This window comes from Cognatiyoonia sp. IB215182, from assembly GCF_033963905.1.
GTDB lineage: Bacteria > Pseudomonadota > Alphaproteobacteria > Rhodobacterales > Rhodobacteraceae > Yoonia.
The window spans coordinates 141,464-165,999 of the sequence record NZ_JAXBMB010000001.1 but is presented as its reverse complement, the minus strand read 5'-3'; the positions used below and the strand labels follow the sequence as shown (position 1 = coordinate 165,999).

Genomic DNA, 24,536 nt, shown 5'->3' with positions numbered 1-24,536 from the left:
CCAATCATCTTACTTTCGCTCGCCTAGTGTTGCGTCTGGCTGCGCTGGAGAGCTTTCCAATAGAGTTTCACAACTTGGTTTTGTGAATCTCCAAAGAATGCAGCGCGATCACGCTCGTATTTTGCTTGTTTTCGATCACCAACCATCTGCTTGACCAGAAAAGCCTCAAGCCGCTGCTTCGGCTTACTCTCTGCATCAAGCTGGTTTTTCTTCCGATTGGTTGGGTTGGCACCTTTCTCAAAAGCAGCTACCGCGCCCTGCCGCCAAACAGATTGCGAAGGTGCTGCTTTGGCGTCTGGAGCAACAATGAACTTTTCAGGCAAACCACCGACGGCGTCCTCAAAGCTCTGACCAACGAAGAGTTTGGCGTCATCTTTATGTGGATTCTGAACCAGCATGGCCAATGCGCCTTCCGCCAGATCTGCGTCAATATGGATTTGGTCCATGAGGTCACCAAAACCGTCGTGAAATTGCTGGGCAAAAGCAATTGCGCCACGATGCATTGGATCGATTAAACTCTTTCTGGTGACATAGTGACGCTCCTTGCGATACTTTGGCTCAAAATCTTCGCCGTCGCGATCCATGGCCACCAGACTGCGTGACGAATGGCAAAGCATAAATTCCAACAGGTGACGGTTTTGAACCGCTATTGAATGCGAAATGGGTGCCGACAGAGCGGTTCCTGCAAATGCGCGATGACGATCGCCGCGTTGCAGCCACACTTCACTTTCCTGGACCGTTGCGTAGTAGTAACCAATGGTGCGCCGATCAATGAGGTCGCCGAGCGCACCTTGTATATTGGCTTTCCAGCCGACATCGACGATTGCGGGTCCCTCAGCGGCAGCAAACCCCTTCTGATCGAGGAAATCCAGATAAGACGCCCGTTCGTTCGCAGCATGATCGAGTATCTCGTTCATATAGTCCTGCACGACGGCATGAAGCTTTTGCCGATGTGCGAATGATCGATCAATTGGCATCGCCCGATCATCTATGCCAAGCGCGGCAAGTCTTTGAGAGGCATTGTGGCCTAATACGAGTCCGAACCGCCCTTCCAACAAGACGTCCAATGGGACACCGATATCGTAAGGCATCGCAAGTAGCGCCAGAACATCAGCCCGTGTACGACAGGCAGCGACGCGAATAGCGCGACGCGACCCAAGTAAATAATGAGTTTTCAGTTTTAGCGCAGGCGACGGGTGCAGCTTGTCGAATACTTCCTTCAGTAGCCAGCCCTCACGTGCCATGAAGAAAAGATCACTGATATTGTCGCGCGCTGCCTCTCTACCCAGCCACAGCATGTATCCCGTTGTCAGCGGGCCAAGAACCGCATACCCCAGCCGGTAGGGGTCGCCTCCTGAAAGGGTGCTGAGTTGTGAACCCACCAATGGCCCATCATAGAGACCGCGGGCCGTCGTCCCAGCGATAGCACTGCGCGACTTCTCACCAGAACCTACCCTTGGCGAATAGAGTGTCTTCATCGCAGCATTGCTGCGCTGCCATTCGATAGCAGACGACCAACGGAATGGGCGAATACCATTGGAGGCTGCCATCTTGATGTCGGTCATCTTGTTGTCGCCGACATGGACGAGCGCCGCCGGCGCAAGTTTTAGGTGATCCAAAACGACCCTAAAAAGTGCTCCCGATTTTTTGGTGCAATCATGATCACATGACAAAAACAGCTTCTCGAACTGCTTGTCATAACCAGCCTTCTCCAGCATCTGGAGGATGGTGTCATGCGGCAGATACATGTCCGAAATCAAATATATCGGCTTTTTGCTTGATCTGGCGAGATCGAACAGTTTTCGACCAAATACCCGCACACGCGAGTGGGAAACCTCCAAAGCCATTTCGGCCTGCTGCAGGTCGGCCAGGGCTTCACTTGGAAGGCCATAGTAAAGCGCAAGCGTCTCGTAGATATCCTTAAGCGTGATCTCTTGCTTTATGCCCGCAAGCCTTTCGCGGGTCTGCACCTCGCACAAGGCGCGGTTCTTGCCAAAGTCGACGGCGACGCCGTCCGTTAACGCCAAGGCGCGTGCATCAAGAAACCGGTAAAGGTCCGCAGGTCTTTCGACCGGGCGACATATCAGCGTATCAAAGACATCAAAGGACACTGCCTGCGTTGCCGGATCTTCGATTAGCTCCTGCAATTGCAGTAGTGTTTTCGCCTCTCGATTTGGGGACGGCGACACCGATAACGCACGCGCCGACCGTTCGGTTCGAAACCCGCTGAGCAAGCGATCCGCATAATTCGGGTCAATCTGGGTCAGGTCGGAAAGCGCATCCAGACCTTCCTTTCCCGCCTTCTGGCGTGCGGACATGTCAGTCAACAGGTCAAAGAGGAACTTACCATCTTGCGTTACTGCACTTGCCAAAGGCTGATGATAATTGACAAGCGTGGAAATCGTATGATCACAGCGATCCGACCAAGAGATATGCTGTAGGCTTGGCGCGTTTGTTGCGTAGGTTTCTAGGAAGGTGTTCCCGATCACTTCTATCGCGTTGTGCCACGCCATACCTTGCATAGCGAGCGATGACGATGCGCTGACAATGGTGTCAACATGGGGCAGCAGGTATTGCGAGACACTGTCCAGCTTTTCGAGTTCAGCGCTGTAGATGAGCTGCGGAAAAGAGGATCGTAAGGATTCAGCAACAGACGTGTCGAGTGGCGTGTCAGACACCAACCCGTTCCGATACTGCGTCACCACCAGTCCCGTGCTTTTCGGTGTGCGATCAAGAACCGACCAGAGCATGTCCAACTGATTGTCAAAGCCGGCATCCGCAGCAAACGCGTAATGCTTGCTGGCTTGCAGAGGCAAAAGTGAGAGCCTTTCGAAATCTGCAATCTCGTCGGCGATCATCTCGCCAACATGATGGAAGCATTCCATTGCTGCACGCGCTTTGCCTGCGAAATCACGGCCCATCTGCAGCGCCTCTGCGGAGATGTGGTTGCCCGTCTGGATATCAACGCCGCTTTTGTGAAGTAGCCCATCACAATAAAGACCGACCGGATCGAATATGACGATATGTGGATAAGGCGGGCGGCTGAATGCGCCCGGCATCTGATTAACAATCAATGCGTCAGGATAGATTTCGCGCAGGAACGGAACCGGGCTCTCCCAATGCAGGATGACATCCACCTTCTTCGGCAAGTGCGGTCGGAGCATGTCTGTCAGCTTATTCGTCAGATTATCTTCTGATTGGGTGTAAAGCGCCTCATAAAGCGGCTTATTTGAGGTCGTGCGGTTCCTGGAAACATGGTGAGGAATCTCAAGCACCTTCAATGAGACGTCTAGAACTGCAGCGTCCTGACAAAAATGCGGAGGTATCGCGATTGAAATCTCTTCCGCAAACCCGACTAGCGCATTTGCCTGCTGACAAAGGTGCTTTTGAAATGCATTTCTAAAGAACTTTGGATCGCCATGAACCGGCCAAGGAGGTACCCAAACTAAAACGCGCATCTATGCACTCCATACATGTATTTCTTTTGCGGATGGCGCTCTTTCAATAGAAGTGGCTTTCAATTCTTTTGGGATAAGTTGGCATCTGATATCTCGTGATTTGAAATCAATTTCTTTACCCAAGAAGCACCACTAACGAGCGCGTTAACGAATGCTGACTAAGACACGCATCAATACAATCGGGTATGCAGCAAAGCCCTGTCCGAGTACTGTCGTGAGTGTAACTTCTTGTCAAAGGCATCCACCCTTTCTCGAGACGCAGATTCTCGAAACAAACCATTAACTGCCATTAAGAGCTTACTACTCTATCTGATTTCTTTATTTTTCATTAACGCTGTTAAGGTGTTTCATACGCCATGCGATATTTGTTCTTCTATGGAAGAGCAACACGAGGGGAATTGGCCGACTGCTCAGCATATGCTGGATAACATTCAGTATTTATTTACCATTCAGCCGATCTATTCGGCAGCATGAATCAGTTAAGTACAGCCACGCACTCATTTGAACGAAGTTCGCCGGTACATCCGTTCGAGCCATCTACGCGAAGTGGCAGCGGACAGCGCATTCTATTGCTGCAGGGTCCCGTTGGTCCGTTTTTTTCAGAACTTCACAAGGCACTGAATGAACGAGGTTTTAGCACCCACAGAGTGCTTTTCAACGCTGGCGACCGCCTTATGACATCAGGCGATATGGAGTGCAGCAGGTTTACGGGCACTTTGGCAACCTGGGAAGTTTGGCTTTACAAGGAGATGTTGGACAATCGACCAGATGCGATTGTTCTTTTCGGTTCCAATCGTCCAGCGCATGTCGCGGCACGGCGAATTGCAAAGGACTTCGGTATTACTCTGATCAGCCTTGAAGAAGGTTATCTTCGGTCGGGCTACATTACGTGCGAGGTCGGGGGCAATAACCAGCATTCTCCGTTCATGCATTGGACGCCTGGCAATTATCTGAGCAGGTTCATGCAGCCAATCGAGGATAGACTGCCGGTGAGCGGCTCCGCGTTCATCAAAATGCGGTTTTGGGCCGCTCTCTACTACCTTGCACGCGATATTTTCTCAGATACGTCTGATGAATTTCTGTTTCACCGCAAACGGGAACATCTGCTCACGCTGAGCCGAAAGTGGATCACGCATGTGGTGGTCCGCAGTGCAGCGCAGGTTTTCGAATCTGCAAAACGTCGCATGTTGTCGCGTAATCCGGGCTACATCCTCGTCCCCTTGCAAGTCTCAAGTGACAGTCAATTGCAGCTCGCTGCGCGTGGCTGGAACACGCCCCGACTCATCAACAGTGCGCTACGAGCGCTCGCCGATGCGAAATGCGATCAGAAAATTGTCTTCAAGCTGCATCCCCTGGGGTTGGATAGACGTGCCATTAAGACGTTGGTGAGGGCCAAAGCGCGTGAGCTTGGTCTGGATCATCGGCGCGTGGTTGTTTTGCAAACCGGCCGCATGAGCGACTTGGCGCGTCAATCAAGCGGGATGATCGTTATTAACTCGACGTCGGCATATTCTGCATTGCACCATGGAAAGCCGGTTCTTGTGCTTGGTGATGCCGTTTACCGGAATGAACACGTCGCCACCCTGGGAAACTCGGACGCTGATGTGGCAAGTTTCCTGGAGGCACGAAAGTGCAAGCCGCAAAGCAACATCGAGAGCTTCTTGGCAGACCTCAAAAGTGAGTGCCTGTTGCCTGGAGACTTCTACTTTTTCAACGGTCGACAGACTGCAGTTGAAGGTATTGTCGACAAACTGACACAGCTTATGGAGTTGAAAGCATGTCCTCGTAGTGAGGCATATGGATGAACACGGCGGTAAGTTGGACCAGATGGATACGCCAATTCTTCGTCAAAACGACACTCGTATTTTTGGTCGGATGCGCGACCATTCCATCATTTGGACCCGATGCTGAAGTCATCGAAAGCGGTGTCATTGGTGGTGAGGCGGATGCCGCAGACATCGTGCCTTTCCAGATCGTAGACATTACCGCTGCAACCCTGCCACAAAAAACTCACGTCGCGCAGAACTTCCCGGCACGATTCCGCAATCAGGCTCTGTACAGGGTGGACCGGAGCATTGAAGTCGGCGATCGCTTGCAAGTTCGCATCTGGGAAGTTGCAGAAGATGGTTTGTTCGCAACACCCGACCAGCGCGAAACGGTGATTGAGGTCACTGTTTCAAATTCCGGCATCATATTTGTTCCCTATGCCAACGAGATTGCCGCTCGGGGGCTGACGACTGCAGACCTCCGCGAAGTGCTGCTTGACCGATATCGCGGCAAAGCCGTTGAGCCCGAGATTGTTGTCACGATTATGGAGACACAAACGGATGCCGCAATCGTCCTCGGCGATGTTGGGCAACCAGGACGCGTCAGTGTGCCGTCAAGCGGTATCAGGCTTCTTGACCTCATGGCGCGTGCTGGCGGTACGTCACGGGCGCCGTGGGAGGTCAGTGTGACCATCCAACGTGGCGCGGACAAGGCCACCCTGCCACTTGCGGATATTCTTGATGTCCCTGCAAACAACGTTTTCGTGCGGCCAGGTGATTTTGTCAGCGTCGCGTATCTACCGCGACGTTTTGCTGTCTATGGGGGTGTAATTCGGCCAAGCAATATCGAGATACCGAAGGCAGAGGCCGATCTGGCCTATCTGTTAGCGGAGGTTGGCGGACTCAATGATCGCGTCGCACAAGCCAAATCCGCATTCGTATTTCGCCCCGCCACAAAACGGGGTGCCGAACATCAAGGCACGGCCATTGCGTACCGGCTAGACTTCTCACGCCCCGATGCGCTTTTGCTCGCCAGTCAATTTCAGTTGGCGCGCAACGACATCATATATGTCGCCTCGGCGGATGCTGCCGATTTCCAACGATTTGTTTCACTTATTGTGTCCCCACTGATGGGAACGGTTTCTGGTGTCTCAAGTCTTAGCAACTAAAGTGGCCTGTCATCAGCCGAGCAAGCGGCCCTTCGGTAACTGCGCGGATAATGTCTTGCGATGGACGAGGAACTTATGAGTGATACGCCGATCATCAAGCGCCGCGCCGTATCAGTCGGTGTTCTCGGGCTTTGGCTGCGGCGCCTTCGCCTTGGCCCGATCTGGCTGCTGGAATTGGCGCGAACCGTTTCCGCTGGTCCGCGTCCGCGGCAGGCCGCGTTCTCCATGGCGTTGGCGCGGGATCGCGGTGTAGAAGCCCTGTTGGGCGCACGTCCCGTTTTCTGGAGCCGGCTTTACAGAAGCAAGCCCGAAAGGCTCCTTGGTTGGGGGCGCAAATGGTCAGGCAGGCGTGCGGCGCGATTGGCGCAGATGTCCGATCTGCCCATGTTTCTGATCGAAGACGGCTTTTTGAGGTCGGTTGAGCGAACGGATAGGAGTGTTTCGTATCTTTTTGACGAGATTGGCGTACATTACGACGCGCGCATGCCGTCGACCCTTGAGCGGCAGATCTCACGCCCCATCAGCGAAGTCGAACGACTGCGTGCATGTCACATTATGCAAGAGTGGCGTCGGCAGAGATTGTCGAAATACAACGCGCATCCGGATTTCTGCGGCGCCCTTGATCAGCCCTTTGTGCTGGTTGTTGACCAGACCTTTGGCGATGCGTCCATCACTTACGGTATGGCTGACAAAAGCAGTTTTCAGCGGATGATTTCGGCGGCGCTTTCGGAGTATCCCGATCATCAGGTCATTCTAAAGGTACACCCCGATGTCATGACCCGCCGCAAAATGGGACATTTTGACATCGCGACCCTCCAGGAAAACCCTCGCATTCGCATAGTGGCGGAGCCTATTCATCCAGTAAGACTTCTGGAACATGCCGATGCCGTCTACACAGTCACCTCGCAATTGGGCTTTGAGGCATTGCTTTGGGGCAAGCCGGTCCACTGCTTTGGTATGCCGTTCTATGCGGGATGGGGACTGACACATGATCATTTGCCCGCACCTGGTCGCCGCAAGCCGATCGCGCTGGAACAGCTTGTTCATGCGACACTCGTAGAATACGCGCAGTATCTTGACCCCATAACGATGCGTGGGACCACGGCGGAAGAAGCATTCGCTCACATCGGATTGCAAAGACACAACCGGCTGATGTTTCCGCGCAGGATCGCAGCGGTTGGTTTCTCAAATTGGAAAAGGCCCTTCATCAAGTCATTCATGCAGGGTCAGGAAATCGTCTTTGCAAGACACTTGCCGACGACACGGCGTGTGGATGAAGAAGCGGGTATTCTTGTCTGGGGCAGTACTGAAGCACCGGAAATACCCGATGGTACAACGCTATTACGCGCCGAAGACGGCTTTCTGCGATCATCGGGCCTAGGTGCGGATCTCGTCCGACCGCTCTCGCTGGTGATCGATGATCTGGGCATCTATTATGACGCTACCGGTCCTTCGAGGCTGGAAGAGATACTCCAAAACAGCGATTTGCGTCCCGAGGCGACGACCCGGGCACGTAACCTTCGCGAAAAAATAATTGCGTTGGATGTCACAAAATACAATTTGGGCAAGGAGACTTGGACGCCACCAGACACCGACAAGCGCGTTTTGCTGGTCGTGGGCCAAGTTGAAACGGACGCGTCAATCAGGTTGGGCTCGCCCGACCTAAAGACCAATATCGCGCTTCTCAGACGCGTGAGAGGCGATAACCCCTCGGCTTACATCATCTACAAGCCTCACCCTGACGTACTGGCGGGCCTTCGCGCGGGCAGCAAGGACGATGACGCATTTCGCGAACTCGCTGACGAGATTCTACGGTTCCCCGTTTCGCTCGGCCAGGTCCTTCCGCGGATCGACGAGGTGCACACGATGACATCTCTTCTGGGTTTTGAAGCTTTGATCAGAGGCGCAAAAGTCGTGTGCCATGGTCTTCCGTTTTATGCTGGATGGGGCCTGACCGAGGACCGGTTGCGCTGTCACCGTCGCACGCGTCAGCTGGAGGTTGATGAGTTGGTGCACGGCACATTAATCTCGTATCCGCGGTACTTCAACTACGAGGGAAACTGCTTTGTTGAGCCAGAGCAGGCCGTCAACCAATTGGCCGCCTTGTCAGAACGCGGCCCGATGACGCGCACATGGCCGCGCAAACTTCTTCGCACCGGAATACTGGCCTGGCATAAAGTCAGCGGAAGCACGCGATGACGAGCGCCCCAGACAACAAAAAAAACATTTCGACTGGCCAAGTCCTCACATTAAGCAATGATGCGCGGACACAAAAGACGCACCGACCGAAACAAGGCAGACGCAGCAGGTTGGGGCTGTCTTTCTTTCTCTGCGTCCTGCTCCCCCTTTTGGCTGCATCCACCTACTATCTGGCTGTTGCAACAGATCGCTATGCGGCGCGTGCTGGCTTTTCCATTCGTGGTATCGACACCAACGCGGGTATTGATGGCATTGGCGCGCTGACCGGGCTTGCAAGTACCGGTTCGACCACATCCGATTCCTACATAGTGCTGAGCTATCTTGAAGGCCGAGAGCTTTTGGAACAGCTCGACCAGGAACTGGACCTTCGCGGCCATTTCTCATCGCCAGACATCGACATTGTCTCTCGCCTGCAACCCGATACGACGATAGAGGACTTCTTGGCGTATTGGGATCGGCGCATTCACAGGCAGTTCGACCCAACATCCGGGATCATCGAGTTCGAGGTGCAATCCTTTGACCCCGAACACGCGCAAGGCATCGCGACAACGGCGCTCAACCTGACGCAGACCTTTGTGAACGAGCTTTCGGCGAATGCGCGCGAAGACGCACTTCGCTTCGCGCGCGAAGAGGTCGATTTGCGAGAGGCGCGGCTGCGACAAGCGCTGTCCCGGATCAGAGACTTCAGAGCGTCCGAGCAATCTGTCGACCCCTCCGCGAGCGCTGCGCTCGAGATCGAACTCATCGCAGATCTTGAGGCGCGGCTGATCGACGTCAACGCCCGTATCGCAGTGCTGAGCCAGTCACTAGACGATACTGCGCCCAGCCTGGTCGGGTTGCGGCGCAACGCAGATGCCCTTGCTGCGCAAATCGTCGAAAGACGACAAGCTATCGGGCGTGATGCCATCGACAATGCCGGTGCAAGCGCCGTGACCCAGCAGCTTGCACGTTATGAAGAGTTGGAAGTCGAACGCAGCCTCGCGCAACAGGCATATGCTTCAGCCTTGGCATCGCTCGAACAGGCACGTTTGGATGCAGATCGACAGCAACGCTACCTTGCGATCCACCTCCATCCCCAAATGGCAGAAACTGCGCAATACCCGCGCAGTTTTCGAAACCTCTTCGTGATTGGCTTCGCGCTCGTAGCTGCATGGGGCATTGGCGCGCTGATCACCTATTCGGTACGTGACCACCTGACATGAAGCTGATCGCCACATCAGAACTGCTTTCCCTGCAATTACGCGTGATCGCAAGCCTGATCTTGCGCGAAACGCGGGCAACGTTTGGAACGTCGGCCTTCGGCTACATCTGGGCGGTCATTACCCCAACGGCGAGCGTGGGGCTACTCGTTTTTTTGTTTAGCATCATTGGCCGGCAGCCTCCATTTGGGTCGAGCCTCGCTCTCTTTTTTGCGACGGGCATCCTGGTGCTACAGTTCTTCAATGAACTCTCCGGCAAGCTCACAACCGTATTTGACGCCAACCGCGCGTTGCTCACCTATCCGATCATCAAGGACGTCGACACGTTGATTGCAAGAGCGATGCTGATCGGACTGACCTATGCGCTGATCATGGCGGTTTTCTACACGGGTTTGATTGTACTTGGCTTGGCTTCTCTGCCAACGCAGCCTGATCAGGTATTGATGGCCTTTTTGGCCGCATTTCTGCTTGGCGCAGGTCTTGGAAGCGTGAACGCCGTCATCTTTTCTTTATGGGATACATGGGCCCAGATCGAAAAGATCCTTACCAGACCGCTTTTCTTCATATCAGGCATATTTTACGTCCCGAGCCAGTTGCCCGTACAGGCGCGCGAAATACTGCAATGGAATCCGGTGCTGCATCTCGTTGAATGGTTCCGGTACGGGTATTATCCGAACTACGACTCCATGATCCTGAACATCTGGTATCCGGTCAGCATCGGCACCGCGCTCCTGCTGCTTGGCCTATCAGGCGAAAGACTGTTTCGCCGGGCACGGTTCTAGATGCTTGTCTTTGAGAATGTCAGCAAGTTCTATCGTCTAGGCGGCGTCAAAAAGACGATACTAACCGATTTTTCGTTTTCATTTCCGGGTGACCGGAATGTCGCGATCATGGGCCGGAACGGCGTCGGCAAGTCAACGATGATGCGACTGATGGCGGGGATCGAACCCCCTGACTACGGCCACGTTTATCGCACGTCGCGTGTGTCCTGGCCGCTAGGATTTGCCGGCGGGTTCAACGGCAGCATGACCGGCATCGAAAACATTCGGTTTGTTTCGCGCATTTATGGGCAAGATACCGAGGCGGTGATTGCCTATGTCAAAGACTTCGCAGAACTCGGTCGCTCCCTGCGCTTGCCCATCAAAACTTATTCAAGCGGAATGAAGGCGCGCCTGGCCTTCGGGCTGAGCATGGCAATCGATTTCAATATTTACCTCATTGATGAAATCACTGCGGTTGGAGATGAGGATTTCAAAAAGAAGAGCCAAGCAGTGTTTCAGGACAAGCTGGCGCGCAGTCAGATCATCATGATTTCTCACTCTCCCACTACGATTAGGCAGTACTGTGACTGCGGCATGTTGCTGGAAGGTAACCGCATCCGCTTTTTTGATGATGTCTCAGATTTGTTGCATGCATACGGGGCATGACACGATGCTCCGACAAGACTTTTCCGGTGACGTGACCTGCCTCCCGAGGCTCCCTCATTCATAACGAGAGTTTGCGGGTCTGGTTTTCATATTCGTCGGTGTTGGTTTGAGCAAGCGCGCCGGGCGCGGGGCTCTCAAATTGCTCAAGCGTCCGGCGCGCTTCTGCGGGTGTTTGGTTTTCGAGCGAAGAGTGCGGCCTAACGTTGTTGTAGTCGCATCGTCATAAGGCCACTTTGCGCCGCGCGTCCTCGAGACTGTCGAACATCTCTTCGTTCAGGCATTCTTCGCGGAGGCTACCATTGAACCTGTCGGCGATCGCGTTCTGCTGAGGTTGGGCATTTTTGTCGCGATTGGCCTGATAGCCCCCATTGCCGGACGCGGGCGTCACTTGTCGTGGCTCTTTTTCTTCCCGATCGGTGGTTTGCTCTACGCCGCGTTGTAAAGGTTAAACTAATGGCATGGGGGATAACCAACAGGTTCAAAGTTGCGAAACAAAACAGTGTGTTTGGGGCAAGATCGAAGGAAAGGGATATGCCAGGGTGCTCTCACGACTTTGCAGCAGCCCCTGCTCCCATGGCGGAAAGTCGGTGATGATCTCGGCGGTGACGCGCGGCGTGGTGTTTGCGCGCATCGTAAAGCAGTCCAAAAATCCTGTGGTCCAACCCGCGGCGAAAGCGCGCTGGCCAACGGCAGAGTTGACGAACTTACTTTGATGCGTTTCATCGGCTCTGCTCTTCGGTCTGCGGCACGGCTCTGGCCGTTACGAGCAGGCCCGCAAGCAATAACTCAGTGGCGATGGCCATCCAAACGCCAACACCAACTCTGCCGTTCATCCATTCGACAGCCCCAAGGATCGCCAAACCCACAAGCAAGAGGACAATGGCCTGGTCGATCCTTTCTTTTGTGGCGTTTCGCGGATGCGCCGCCGTCGAAAGGGCCAGATAGGCGAGCCCAGCAAACAATATGCCCGCGCGTTTTGCGATGATCTCGGCGCTGTGGGCGCTTTCGAGGTCGAAAATCGCCAAAACGATGTGAGGCGCTAAGAGCAAAACCGAGGTAAGGATTGCAAAGACAACCCCGCAAAGCTGTGCTGCCCGTACCTTCGACATTCCCCATGCCATCAGCTTGCCCCTGCCTGAGTGGCGTATTCGGTTTACGGCTTTGCCTGCAACCTCCGGTGTACCGAACGGCGTGCAAGTTTACGAACGGAAGCGTGGCGATATCGGCGTTGTTTTGGAGGTAGACGGGGTGCGCATCTATCTTTGAGCGGGCCTACGAAGAGGCTCGACCAAACAACCGCGCGTTCCATTCAAGCTACAGTCAAGCGCGCAAGCGAAGAGCGGCGAAAAGGTCTATGCGCAACTCCAAACTTTCCCGCACCCCACGCTGGGCTATCTCAAGCCCCAAAGGGAAAAAGTTCTTATGAAGTGCATTATTGGTGATCACATCTTAACTAGCGCCAACATGGTGTTTTTCTATGATCGCCAGTGGATCGCGGGAGGCCAGGTGTCGGTGGCAGACCTGTGCTGTCATAATCCAACGTGTCGGCCCAGCTTGCTGGCCCGCAGTGGGACCAGCCAGAGGCGCACTCTATGAGCGACGACGTCTCACTCCTAGTGGACGGTGACAAGACATTTGTTCCCCACTTTTCGCCCCGTTCCCACCAGTGTGGTTTAAGCGGTCTCGACATCGTCGCGCTTCCACCGGGCCGCGTTGACGTGTTGATGACAGAGGTCAAGCCTTTCCTGAACGTGGCACCCGTTTCGCGACCGTCCTTGTTGAGCATTTACCGTGTGGATGGAGAGAACGCACTCGATCGCTGCGTCGTGCAACACGGCGGCGCAATGGACATCTGCGCCGGGGGACACGAACACCGTGCTGTTTGTGTCAATCATGAATGGGAATTGCTGATCGAATTCGATCCGGACAAGCTCGACGCCCTTGCCGCCGAAGCCTGGGATGGCGATGCCCGTCTGTCGGTTCCGGTCAGCGGTCACCGCGATCCGACCGCAATCAACCTCGGCGCTCTCCTCATTCGGCACCTACGCTTCGAGCAGATGGATCGGATTTTTGTCGAGGGCCTCGCACTCGCTCTCGCAGCGAGGAGCATCTCACTCGCCACTGGGCGCTCAGAGGAACGGCCGCCGAATGGTGGAACCGACCCCCGCATCGCCCGTGCCATTGATTACATCGAAGCGCATTTAGGCGACGACTTGTCTGTCGCAGTCATTGCGTCAGCGGTCGGGATGAGCCCCTCATGGTTCCAGAGCGCCTTCAAATCCGTAACTGGCCAGCCGGTCTTTGCCTATGTCCGCGAACGGCGTTTGGACCGGGTCCGCATTCTTCTCGCCGATCGTAGCCTATCACTGAGCCAGATCGCATACGAATGCGGCTTTTCCAGCCACAGCCATATGACCAACCTTTTTCGCGCCCATCACGGGATGAGCCCAAGGGAAATGCGATGAGACGAACGTCGACGCCGGATGCAAGGTTTCTGAAAGACATAACCGGATCGACGCACAATTTCGCCAACGCCGGCTTGCGCGTCAGCGCTACCCCTCCAGGTGAACTGACGGGCAGCTTCGTATTCTCCTCGCATGTGCTGGACATTAACATCGCATCGGCGCAGACCACTTTGGCGATAAACTCCGACCATTTGATGAGGGGCGAGACCCCTGCGAACAGCGTCGCATGGGTCCCGAAAGGATCCGACGGCCGGATAGCTACGAAGAATCGGGACTGGTGCCTGGGCATCGAAGTCGGGTCGGAGCGCCTTGCGCACCTGACAGTGGACGATCCGATGGGGACCGGCGGTCTCGGTGATTACCGTCCGTTTCAATCAGCCCCTCAAACCGCGCATCTGAGCTGTCTACTTTTGTCTCATCTACGCTTCGGCTTGCTTGACCGGCTTTTTGTCGAGGGCATGAGCTTGGCGATCCTCGCTGGCGGGTTGGGCGTGGCGCGGACTGGCAGGGAAACAAACGGTCCAGCCACGGCTGGCACCAACCCCCGCATCGCACGAGCATTGGACTACGTGGAAGCGCATCTGGGCGGCGATCTGTCGGTAGCGGAACTGGCTGCCGTCGCCGCCATGTCACCGTCTTGGTTCCAAAGCGCGTTCAAGGCCACCATAGGACAACCGGTCTTTGCTTACGTTCGCGAGCGCCGTCTCGAGCGCGCGCGCGCCCTTCTCGCTGATCGTCGCCTATCACTGAGCCAGATCGCCTACGGATGCGGCTTTTCGAGCCACAGCCACATGACCCAACTCTTTAGGGCGCATTACGGTAGCAGCCCGAAGAACATGCGATGATGAGCCTCTCTCGGGACGGAGCGCGCACTGTCTGCCAAGCGCAGCCTCCAGAGTAGCGAGTGAAGCCCGCACGGGGTCGGCAAGTTCTGGCGGTCGTACACCCAAGCGCGTCCGCGTGAAAGAGTCGTCGCGCAAGAGCAGTCGCAGTACGGCGAGTTGCTTGTCCACCACGGGCTGTCCAATTCCGATGTGGGCGACCGTCCGGTCTAAATACCGTTCGACCATGAGCCTGCCGAAAGCGGCCAGCTGGTTGGGATCGACGGTGACAGGATTCATTCGACACTATTCCGTATTGAGACGACAGAATGCCTGGTCTGAGGGCCAATATGTCAGTTGGGGAAGCAACGTCCCCATCAAAGATGAACACTCTATCTAAGGAGGCCTCATGCGCCCAAACTTGTCCCTCGCGCTCGCAACCCTCATCCCGACCGCCGCCTTCGCTGAGCCGACGGCGCGCTACGTGATTGCCCTGTCCGACGTTGACATGGCCGGTACAGCCTACGAGGACGACCAGCTCGGCGCGCCTCTGGATGCCGTGGACACCATGTCGATCTTCACCACCGGCGCGCCCGAAACGGCGCTAGCCAAGCTCAATGTGTCGAACTCGGTCGCAGGCCCGCCGATGGTGCTGGACATCTCACCCGACGGCACGCGCGCCATCGTGGCTGAGACGCTGCGCCCGCGCGAGCCGGAAGACACAACGCTGACGGAGCTGTCGGGGCGTCCGGGAGAGACGCTGCGCCTTTACGACCTCTCTGACCCGACGGCGCCCGCGCTGGTGAACGAAGCCCGAGTGCCGGTGAACCCGCAGGCCGCGCGGCTCAACGCGGCGGGCGACCTCATCGCGGTGGTGGGGTTCGGTACCGACAACGGTCTGACGCTCATCCCGCTCAGCGCCGACGGGCTGGGCGAGGCGGTAACGTTCGATCTGGGCCTCGTGGCCCGCGCCGACCTGCCGTTCGATCCCGCGCACAGCGTCCAGTTCCACCCCACCGAGGACATCGTCGCAGTAAACCTCACGATCCGCAATCAGATCGCCTTCTACCGCATCGACAGGGCGGAAGACGGAGCACCAACGGGGATCGAGCCGTGGGGCAATCTCGTCTCAACCAACAAGTTCCCCTTCGTGGGCGCGTTCACGCCGGATGGGCGGCACTATGTGACCTCGGAGTTGATGTGGGGACCGGACGTCGAGCGGTTCTATGGCAGCAGCGCCGGCACCGTGACGTCGATCCGGGTGGCCGATCCAGGCGACGCGGAGCCGCGCCACGCGATCCAATCCATCGTACCGGGCGGATATCAGGGCGAGACCCTCGCGATCGGCCCGGACGGCGACCGCGTGGCGATCTTGTCGTTGCGCAACACAGGCCTGACGCAGGACGATCCACGCTTCGACCCACAGGCATCGCTGTCCCTCTATGCGCTCGACGGCGAGACGGGCGGGCTGAGCCTCGTAGAGGAGGAGATGTTCGAGGCGCATCTGCCACAGGGCCTCGCCTTCGATCCGTCGGGCACGGCTCTCTATGTCGGCGTCAATGAATATTTCGACGCGACTGACCCGGTGATGCGCGGCGCGGTGGAGTTGTGGACAGTCGAGGTGGGTGGCGTGACCCGCACCAACACACGGATGCCCGCGCCAAGGGGTGTCCATGGGGTCGCGGTGATCGAATAGGCGCATCCGATCCACCTCAAGGGAGGCGGTGTCTGCCTAAGGCCGCCACTTCCCGCATGTCGGCCGCAGGGTCTCATACTCTTGCGGCCGCATGATGCGGTTGAAAGGCAGACATTGGCTAACGTGCAGTGAAACCATCTTACGCCCGCGCGACCTTGAAGTCCGCCGCTCAATCCAAGCTGCGCGTGCGACGAATGGCTGCTTTCTTGGCTGGCCTAGGGCATTCCAGATTGTGAAGATTCGGCGATTTTTGTGCCGCGTGCGCTGGCAGCGAGAAGATCAAACTCACAGATTGGGCTCGCTGCTGACATCTGATGGTTTTGGTCAGATGACTTGTGCCAGCCCAAAGCGGACACGATCCTGCGGCATTCCGAGATACGTCGTCCCATGGAGCAGGCGGGAAGTCGCGGAACTTCACGCTCTTGAGTTCGCTAATCCGGAGTCCCGTCACGATGATCAGCTTGATGATCAGGATCGTGGCATGATTCTGCGAGACCGGCTTCAACCGCGCCCCGATTGGCCACTTGCGCACGCCAATCCGTGTTGGCCGTCAACGCCATAGACTGAACAGATTTACGCAAACACGAAACTGTGCTACAATTTGCGCATCCAGCGGCGTAGTTATTTTTCACGTCTCATCTGGAAAAGACATATTAAAAGACTGTTTTTAAAATATATTTTGGAGAACCGACATGTTTACCGGCCGTATTCGCACCGACATTCTTAACCGTGCCATCAACACACCGCTCCGGACCGTTGTCCGCGACAGCATTGCTGACAGGGTGGTCGCTGAGCTACCCAACATCCCACCGCTGACGCCTGACGACACCCCGGGCCAGACGGAAGTGCCCGGACAAGCCGAAGGATCATCTTCAGGCTTCATCGTCATTCATCTCGCTGAAGGCGACGCGCTGCAAAGCCTCGACAACGCTCAGACACTCGTTGAGGTTGCCAAGTCTATGGAGCTGACAACGCTCGCCGCCCTGCTCGATGAATTCGACCTTGGTCAAGGGCGTCGTCTTGTCACCGCCGTCAGCCCGAGCCAACTGCGCGAGATGGAAAGCGCAGCACAGCAAAGCCCGTTTCCGCCTCTCCGAAGCCTTCTGGGATATTGGGTGGTCGATGCGCGGCGCCATGGCGGGCGCGAGGCCGAGATCGCCAAACGACTTGAAGCCGCGCCGGGCGTAACACGGGCCTATCCACAGGAAAACGGAGACGATCCAGCGGTGAATCCGGCCAATGATCCCTATAATGCGCAGCAAGGCTATCTTGACGCGGCTCCAACAGGGATCGACGCCCGCTGGGCCTGGAACCAACCCGCCGGTTGCGGTGACGGGATGGGCGTAGTGGACGTCGAACGCGGCTGGCGGCTGGCACATGAAGACTATGTCGCGAAGGCCCCGACCCTGCTCAACGGCGACAATCGCCCCGGCAGTGAAAACCACGGCACCGCCGTTCTCGGTGAGATGATAGCCGTTGACAATACGGTCGGTGTCGTCGGCATCGCCAATGCGGCCACCGTGGTTCATGCGTCGTCCTACTGGGACGCGGTCACCAACACCTCTACCGATTACACGAACGCGATTGTCGCGGCGATCAATGCAGTGAATGCGGGTGACTGCATTATTCTTGAGATCCAATCCACCGGTGCTGTCTTCGGCGCCCCCGTTGAGATCTTCGACGATGCGTTTGATGCAACCCGGTTAGCCAGCGCCTTGGGCCGGATCGTGTTTGAGGCGGCTGGCAACGGGACCGTCAACCTTGATACGCTCATGATTGGTGGATTGAACATTCTCAACCCGGCCTCTGCCGATTTCCGTGACAGCGGCGCGATCATTTGCGGCGCGGCCGTCGACACAGTGCCGCACGAACGCGCGAACTTTTCATCCTTCGGTGCGCGTGTGAATTGCTATGGCTGGGGGCAGAATGTCGTAACGGCGGGCTACGGTACACTTGACCCCGGAACTGGCCCCGATGACCGCTATTCGAACAGTTTCGGCGGTACCAGTTCAGCCACTCCTATCGTGACAGGTGCTGGCATGGTCGTACAGGCCATGCATGAAAACGCGACCGGCGCACGGCTGTCGCCAGCGCAGATGCGGCTGATCCTGTCAAACCCGGCGACGGGCACGCCGCAAGGCCCGACAGTTGCAGGCAATATCGGCGTCATGCCCAACCTACGCGCGATCCTGGAAGGGGATCTGGGGCTATCTGCCGATGTCTATGTTCGTGACAATGCCGGCGACGATGGAAGTGTGCCATCCACCGGCGGTGTCAGCGCAAGCCCGGATGTCATTGTGCGCCCGGTCGCCGTGGCTGATCCACAGGGCAGTTTCGGCGAAGGCTCCGGCACCGAAAACGACGCCACGCTTGGTTTCCAGGTTGAGGCCGGGCAAGACAATTTCATCTATGTTCGCATGCGCAACCGCGGCAGTCAGACCGCCAACAACGTGACAGCAGATGTCTATTGGAGCGAGGTTTCCACCCTCGTCACCCCGGACATGTGGAACCTGATCGGCACAACAAACCCGGTGAATGTCCCTGACGATGACAGCCTTGTTGTCACCGATGGGGTGACATGGGCAGAGGCTGACATCCCCGGCCCCGGCCACTACTGCTTTGTCGCGATCCTTGATCACCCGGCTGACCCAGCGCCGGTGCTGCCCGCCAGCTTCCCAAGCTTCAGCAACTTCATTCGCGACAACAACAATGTGGCTTGGCGCAATTTCAATGTAATTGACGATATCGGTGACCCGGATGCTGATCCGTCCATTCAAGACTTTCTAGTCGCCAACTTCCCCGATCAGCAGCGGCGCGTCTTTGACTTCGTTATCGACCGCCGCCTGCCGCGCGACGTGCGCGTGACCATGGATGTGCCCGCACAACTGGCCAAACCGATCTGTGGTGAGCTTGATCTAGAGTGCAAGTTCATCGATGAGCGTCAGCGCGCACAGATTCGGCTGCCATCCGCGCGACGCATGGTGATCCCGAAGGTCGTGCTCGGCAGCAATGCACGGCTCAAATGTCGCTTCATCGTGGAAGGCCTCGCAGAGACCGGGCGCCCCGGCAACAGCCTGTCCATCGGGCAATTCCATGACGGGCAAGAGCTTGGCCGCGTCAGCTGGCAATGGACCAAAAAACGCAACCCGGAGCTTCTGGGCTAAGCGCGCGATCAAACAGGACAACGCGCGCGCCCTCTTCACCATCCGGATCGGCAGCTAGAACTCAGGCGCGATCAGCTTCTGGGACAACGATAGCGGGCCCCAATATCTTGACCGCCTTGGTCGCGGATATTGGGGCCCTGAGAAACCAGTGTTGAGCTGACTGATTGCCAAATTAGTGTTCAGCATACGCCTCTCGATTGCTCCGATTTCATCGCTAAGTGCCGCCGGTAAGCTAGGTGTGGTCGATACTCCTTGCGACGATTTCTTCCCCGACACCCGGAAATATACCAAGCTCGAAATCAAGCTATCTTCCGATTTGCTTCAGCAATTCAACGCGGTCACTCGTGATCCAGGATTCCGCAATACGATCATTCTCTATTCGATGAACAGCGATTGCCTGGAAACGAACGTCGCGCCCGGTCGCGGCGATGCCAAGCATTTCACCGGTATGGCGGCCCGTCGCGTGACCGATGACCGTGACAACATCATCCGCCACGTAGACCGACTCTGCCTCAAAATGGAGATCAGTCATCCCCGCCCGATAGTCTTCAAGAAGAGCTTGCAACCCGTCGGCATCGATTTGCCCACCTTGCCCCCCAAGCCCATATCCGACCCAGTCTTCCGCCAGCATTGTGCGGAGACGATCAGGGTCGTCGGAATTCAGAGCTGCGTAATAACGCTCGACCATATCCAGGCCGTCATCCTCCCGCAGAAGTGGGGAAGCCAACGAATCCGCAAAATGGCCCACATCCGGCGCGGCGGAGCGCAGCCGGACATAGCCAAGCACGAGGTTGTTGCGGTCGGGATCGAGCACCAGCGTTTCACCTTCGAAAACACGAAACTGCGTCATCTCCTCGATATTGGTGTAATGACTGATGATAAGCAAAGGCCCACCCCGCCCGGCATGGCCATCCCAGGATGAGACGATGGTCTCCAGGCGGGTGGCATCTGGCGCACCTTGAAGTGATAGTAGCAAATTCACCCCTGGGTCTGTCTGAATGGGCATGGTTTCAACCGCATCAGGTTCGATCAGCGCCATACCTTCCAGCAAAGATGCGAGCGTCTGCTGGTTTCTGCACCATTCGCTTACCACGATCTGTGACGGCATAAGACCGTTCCCTGCGAGCAGGATACCCATGTCTCGCATGCGTTCCCGGCCCTCCTCTGTCATAATGCGTTGATTGACACAGTCTGTCGCGGCTACGCCCACTGCATCGCGTTTGGACCAGTCGGTTGGACCGTGACGCATCAATAGCACGATGTCGTCCCGGAAGAGGTCGTCAAGCATTTGCAGTGGTTCAAAGCGAAGTGTTTCACGGGGTGCCGAGCGGGCTTCGGTGGCACGACCGGGGATATCCATCTGCATGGACATCTCCCCGATATGCCGCGAGATTTGCTCGATGCGGCCTTCGCCAGCGTCTTGGGCCAAGGCACTACCTGAAGTTACGGCATATGCGAGAATGAGGCTCAGATAAGGTGCTTTCATAAGAGGTCCTTTCGCTACAGCACCGACCGCCTCCAGTAGTGCGAGGCGGTCGGTCTTGATATCATTCGCTGGGAGGACGCCACCGATTCAGTGCTGCCTGGATACCGCCTCTGACGGTCCCAGCACGCTCATCATCGTTCCTTGCAACATCAACGATTTCGGCGATCGTAGAAAGACTGAGCGTTGTCGGGTCAACATCCACAAACCCATTGTCGTCAAGAATGCGTGCGGCATTCTGCTCAAGCGAACTAAGGCTCGCTTGCATGCCCGCAAGGTCGTATTGCTGCGCAAATGCGCCGAAAGGCAGAACGACTGCGAAGGCCAAAGTGAGTACTTTATTCATCTGAATTTCCTTCATTTTGATAGAACGATCTTTCAGTAAGACCATCTGAGAATATGGCCTGCGCGAAACCGCGGTCTTTCACCAAAGGCTCGGATACTTGCAGAATTGTGTGGTCGCACCCATCGGTGAAAAGCGGTTCTGCGTCCGGGGAAGTTGACAGGTGGGCGACTGCGGGTTGGCACCTCAAAATTGTCTCGAAGAATGCTCAGTTTCGGAGAAAGGATTTCTCGCGCAGAAACGGCATCCGAACGACGATATCGCGCCTTGCCCACTTGGGCGAGGCGCTTTGCGTTGGACAGTGTTTGAGCGGGGTTAGTCGAGCGAGGCGAGATAGGCAACGAGATTGGCAGCTTGTTCAGCGCTGCGTGCGAATACCGTTTTTCGGGTCCCTGCCAGTGTGTCCCGCGGACTGGTAAGATAGGCGATCAGCAGCGCCTCATCCCAAACTGCGGTGTTGTCGGTAAGAGCGTCCGAGAAGCGGAACCCGTCGATCGAACCAACCTCACGGCCGACGATGCCCACGAGATGCGGGCCTGCCCCATTGCGTTCTTCATTGATTGCATGGCAGCCGGCGCATTGTCGAAATGCAGCCTCACCTAGGTCCGGATCGCCCGTTACTTCCTGCGCAAACGCCTGCTGTGCGAAGAATGTGGAGATAAGCACGATGAAGACGCTGATCATGGTCTTGGGTGTCATGGATTTGCTCCTTTTATGCGATCCGGCATTATGCCAGATCATGGTCCGCAAGCGGAAGGGAACGAATGCGGCGTCCGGTGGCTGCAAAGACTGCGTTGCAGACCGCGCCGGCCAGCGGGGGGACGCCAGGTTCGCCCACACCGCCCAAAGGGGCGCCAGTATCGACGATGTCAACTGTGACTTCGGGCGCCTCGTCCATGCGGATCAGGGGATAGTCAGGAAAATTCGACTGCATCGCAGCTCCATTTTCCAGTGTGATTTTTGCCCGCAAGACCGGTCCCAACGCGTCAATAACTGAGCCTTGGATCTGCGTCTCGACTTGGCCAGGGTGAATGGCGCGGCCACAGTCGATGGCGGCGAAAACCCGGGGCACCGTCACACGGTCCCCGACCAGTTCGATCTCGGCGACCTGCGCGACCATGCTGCCATAGGAACCGACCACCGAGACGCCACGATGCACGCCTTGCGGTGCCGTCGCGTTCCAGCCCGCCATCTCGGCCACGCGTTCCAGCACAGGACGCGCACGACTGTCGGCGGGAAGGTTCAACAGCCGGAATTCGAGGGGGTCCATGCCGGCAGCAACCGCCAATTCATCGATGAAACTCTCCATCCAGTAACCTGTGAAACTGGTCGCGATAGCGCGCCATGCCGAGAGCGGCACGGGAATGTCCACGACCGCATGGTCGACCGAGTAGTTCGGAACGGCGTAAGGCTGATCGACCAGTCCGAGCAGCGAAAACGGATCCATGTTGTTTTCTTGCACGATGGCTGCCTCCATTTGCGGCCCGGCGACGCGCACAGTCATTGCAGTAATGTGCCCGTCAGCATCCACCGCGCCACGGAACCGCGCCTGCATCGTTTGGCGGTACATGCCAAACGCGGTGTCATCCTCGCGTGTCCAGATGACCTTGACCGGCCGTCCACCGGCGGCGCGCGACGCAAGGACGGCCTGAACCGCGTCGTGGTGCCAGGTTTTCCGCCCGAAGCCGCCGCCAAGGTAAGTTGTATTGATAAAGAGCTGATCGGACGGGATGCCCAGCTCGCGCTCCAGCATCATCCGCTTCCAATCATGGCCCTGGGTGCCCGCCCAAAGCTCGGTCCGGTTTTCACTCGCCCGCGCAGTGCAATTGATTGGCTCCATACAGGCATGGGCCAGAAGCGGAACGGCATAATCCGCGTCGATCACCGTCCCGGTCCCGTCGAGCACACTCTGCGGATCACCCCGCATCAATGTCATCGGCACGTCGACACGGTCGAGCCCCTCAACGATACGTGCCTGCAAACTCTGCTCATCTAAAACGTCGTCATCGGTTTCGGTAAATGTGATGTCGAGTGCATCCGCCGCCTGCTTCGCCTGCCACCAGGTCTCCGCAACGACAACCGCTCCGCGGGGGACCTGCGCTACACTGATAACGCCCGGCATATCCGTCACGCTCGATGCGTCCAAAGAGGCAACATCGGCAATGAAGACCGGCGCCAGACGCACAGCGCCATAGGCCATATCGTGCAAGGTGACATCGATCGCATAGATCGCCTCACCCCGTGTTTTGGCTGGCGTATCGAGGCGAGGTACCGAGGTACCCGTGAGCATGCGCTCGGCTTCAGGGCGGAGCTTGGGCTCGGCCGGGACAGGCAGCAGCCGTGCAGATGCAACAAGCTCAGAGAAGGGTATAGCCTGGCTCGTGGCCGCATGAAGGATCATGCCTGCCCGTGCCTCCAAGTCATGCTTGGGCACGCCAAACCGGTCAGCTGCGGCCTGCGTCAGCATCATGCGCATCTGTGCCGCAGCCCGCCGCATCGGATCATGAAAGTAGCGAATGCCGTAAGAGCCAACCGACCGCATTTGTCCAAAGGGCAGACGGTAAGGTTCCGAGGGCTGCGTCGGCATCTCAATACGGATCGTCCGCCAGTCGGCGCCCAATTCTTCTGCCAGGATCATGGCCTGCCCGGTATGCGTGCCCTGACCCATCTCGCAGGTTGGCAGAATGCACGTCACGGCACCATCGGCATCAAGACGCAGGTATGTTTCAGGCCAGCGGGCTAACTCAGGCGTCAGTGCCTGCGTCATCTGTGCCGCAGCCGGGAAAGCCAGCGGAACGGTCAAAGACGCTGCCCCGGCAAGAAAGGCGCGGCGGGAAGTTGAAATAGTCATGACAATGCTCCTTACCCACGCGCAATTTCAGCGGCGCGCTTGGCAGCCACGCGGATGCGGTTGTAGACCCCGCAGCGGCAAAGATTACCGGCAAGGTAAGTTTTGATGTCGGTGTCAGACGGCTGTGGGATGTCTCGGATCATGGCGGCGGTGGCCATGATCTGCCCGGATTGGCAGTAACCGCACTGAGGAACATCGACTTCGATCCAAGCCTGCTGAACGGGGTGGGTGCCATCTGGCGACAACCCCTCAATCGTGGTGATGTCAACGCCTTCAACGGCATCCAGCGGCAAGGCGCAGGATGGCGTCGGCTGCCCATTGAGGTGAATTGTGCAAGCTCCGCACGCCCCTATCCCGCAACCGTACTTCGTACCGGTCAGGCCAAGCTGTTCCCGAAGAACCCATAAAAGGGGTGTCGTCGGGTCCGCATCGACGACGACCTCCGAGCCGTTCAAAACGAATGCTGTCATATTGCTCTCCTATCTGTCAGCAACG

At 56.9% G+C, this 24,536-nt stretch carries 18 protein-coding genes and 1 pseudogene; 10 read left to right on the top strand and 9 right to left on the bottom strand.

All coding sequences use genetic code 11. From position 1 onward, the window contains the following. Nucleotides 1-23 precede the first annotated feature (23 nt). On the bottom strand, nt 24-2,921 hold the full coding sequence (locus SLH47_RS00810) for a hypothetical protein (RefSeq protein WP_320237385.1): 2,898 nt from the start codon (nt 2,919-2,921) through the stop codon (nt 24-26). A gap of 1,211 nt (nt 2,922-4,132) precedes the next feature. Here SLH47_RS00810 and SLH47_RS00805 point away from each other — a divergent pair. Beyond that, complete coding sequence (locus tag SLH47_RS00805) at nt 4,133-5,263, top strand: hypothetical protein (RefSeq protein WP_320237384.1); 1,131 nt, start codon at nt 4,133-4,135, stop codon at nt 5,261-5,263. Nucleotides 5,264-5,349: 86 nt separating this feature from the next. On the opposite strand, the gene SLH47_RS00800 is transcribed toward SLH47_RS00805, so the two are convergent. Next, on the bottom strand, nt 5,350-5,556 hold the full coding sequence (locus SLH47_RS00800) for a hypothetical protein (RefSeq protein ID WP_320237383.1): 207 nt from the start codon (nt 5,554-5,556) through the stop codon (nt 5,350-5,352). Between the two features lie 30 nt (nt 5,557-5,586). Here SLH47_RS00800 and SLH47_RS00795 point away from each other — a divergent pair, with 30 nt between their 5' ends. From SLH47_RS00795 to SLH47_RS00775, 5 genes are all read left to right on the top strand, one after another. Next, nucleotides 5,587-6,393, top strand: a complete 807-nt coding sequence (locus tag SLH47_RS00795; protein ID WP_320237382.1) for an SLBB domain-containing protein — start codon at nt 5,587-5,589, stop codon at nt 6,391-6,393. A gap of 60 nt (nt 6,394-6,453) precedes the next feature. After that, nucleotides 6,454-8,592 carry a capsular polysaccharide biosynthesis protein gene (locus SLH47_RS00790; protein WP_320237381.1) on the top strand — a complete coding sequence of 713 codons (2,139 nt, stop codon included), beginning with the start codon at nt 6,454-6,456 and terminating at the stop codon, nt 8,590-8,592. Between the two features lie 149 nt (nt 8,593-8,741). Then, nucleotides 8,742-9,794: a hypothetical protein gene (locus SLH47_RS00785; RefSeq protein ID WP_320237380.1), complete on the top strand. Its 1,053-nt coding sequence runs from the start codon at nt 8,742-8,744 to the stop codon at nt 9,792-9,794. Further along, nucleotides 9,791-10,573 (top strand): ABC transporter permease, encoded by a 783-nt coding sequence (locus SLH47_RS00780; RefSeq protein ID WP_320237379.1) that lies wholly within the window; start codon nt 9,791-9,793, stop codon nt 10,571-10,573. The genes SLH47_RS00785 and SLH47_RS00780 overlap by 4 nt, the downstream gene beginning before the upstream one ends. Next, nucleotides 10,574-11,218, top strand: coding sequence for an ABC transporter ATP-binding protein (locus tag SLH47_RS00775; RefSeq protein WP_320237378.1), 645 nt, complete (start codon nt 10,574-10,576; stop codon nt 11,216-11,218). Nucleotides 11,219-11,276: 58 nt separating this feature from the next. On the opposite strand, the pseudogene SLH47_RS00770 reads toward SLH47_RS00775, so the two are convergent. Together SLH47_RS00770 and SLH47_RS00765 are read right to left on the bottom strand one after the other, a co-directional pair. Next, nucleotides 11,277-11,558, bottom strand: a pseudogene (locus tag SLH47_RS00770) (integrase core domain-containing protein); the annotation flags it as partial. A gap of 379 nt (nt 11,559-11,937) precedes the next feature. Then, on the bottom strand, nt 11,938-12,339 hold the full coding sequence (locus tag SLH47_RS00765) for a hypothetical protein (protein WP_320237377.1): 402 nt from the start codon (nt 12,337-12,339) through the stop codon (nt 11,938-11,940). Nucleotides 12,340-12,810: 471 nt separating this feature from the next. On the opposite strand from SLH47_RS00765, the gene SLH47_RS00760 reads away from it, so the two are divergent. The 4 genes from SLH47_RS00760 to SLH47_RS00745 all read left to right on the top strand — a co-directional run bounded on the left by SLH47_RS00760 (nt 12,811) and on the right by SLH47_RS00745 (nt 19,364). Then, a complete protein-coding gene (locus SLH47_RS00760) occupies nt 12,811-13,683 on the top strand; it encodes an AraC family transcriptional regulator (RefSeq protein ID WP_320237376.1) in 873 nt (290 codons plus the stop codon). Beyond that, entirely contained in the window at nt 13,680-14,528 is an 849-nt protein-coding gene (locus SLH47_RS00755) for an AraC family transcriptional regulator (protein ID WP_320237375.1), read from the top strand. Before SLH47_RS00760 ends, SLH47_RS00755 begins: the two co-directional genes overlap by 4 nt. Before the next feature lie 385 nt (nt 14,529-14,913). Next, nucleotides 14,914-16,200 (top strand): beta-propeller fold lactonase family protein, encoded by a 1,287-nt coding sequence (locus tag SLH47_RS00750; protein WP_320237374.1) that lies wholly within the window; start codon nt 14,914-14,916, stop codon nt 16,198-16,200. Nucleotides 16,201-16,892: 692 nt separating this feature from the next. Next, nucleotides 16,893-19,364 (top strand): S8 family peptidase, encoded by a 2,472-nt coding sequence (locus SLH47_RS00745; RefSeq protein WP_320237373.1) that lies wholly within the window; start codon nt 16,893-16,895, stop codon nt 19,362-19,364. A 304-nt stretch (nt 19,365-19,668) separates the two neighbouring features. On the opposite strand, the gene SLH47_RS00740 is transcribed toward SLH47_RS00745, so the two are convergent. From SLH47_RS00740 to SLH47_RS00720, 5 genes are all read right to left on the bottom strand, one after another. Then, entirely contained in the window at nt 19,669-20,850 is a 1,182-nt protein-coding gene (locus tag SLH47_RS00740; protein ID WP_320237372.1) for an ester cyclase, read from the bottom strand. 61 nt (nt 20,851-20,911) lie between these two features. After that, nucleotides 20,912-21,193 (bottom strand): hypothetical protein, encoded by a 282-nt coding sequence (locus tag SLH47_RS00735; protein WP_320237371.1) that lies wholly within the window; start codon nt 21,191-21,193, stop codon nt 20,912-20,914. 312 nt (nt 21,194-21,505) lie between these two features. Beyond that, nucleotides 21,506-21,889, bottom strand: a complete 384-nt coding sequence (locus SLH47_RS00730; RefSeq protein ID WP_320237370.1) for a c-type cytochrome — start codon at nt 21,887-21,889, stop codon at nt 21,506-21,508. 28 nt (nt 21,890-21,917) lie between these two features. After that, the gene (locus tag SLH47_RS00725) at nt 21,918-24,041 is read right to left on the bottom strand and encodes a xanthine dehydrogenase family protein molybdopterin-binding subunit (protein WP_320237369.1); all 2,124 of its coding nucleotides are present in this window, start codon (nt 24,039-24,041) and stop codon (nt 21,918-21,920) included. A gap of 11 nt (nt 24,042-24,052) precedes the next feature. Next, nucleotides 24,053-24,511 (bottom strand): (2Fe-2S)-binding protein, encoded by a 459-nt coding sequence (locus tag SLH47_RS00720; RefSeq protein WP_320237368.1) that lies wholly within the window; start codon nt 24,509-24,511, stop codon nt 24,053-24,055. Nucleotides 24,512-24,536: the final 25 nt, after the last annotated feature.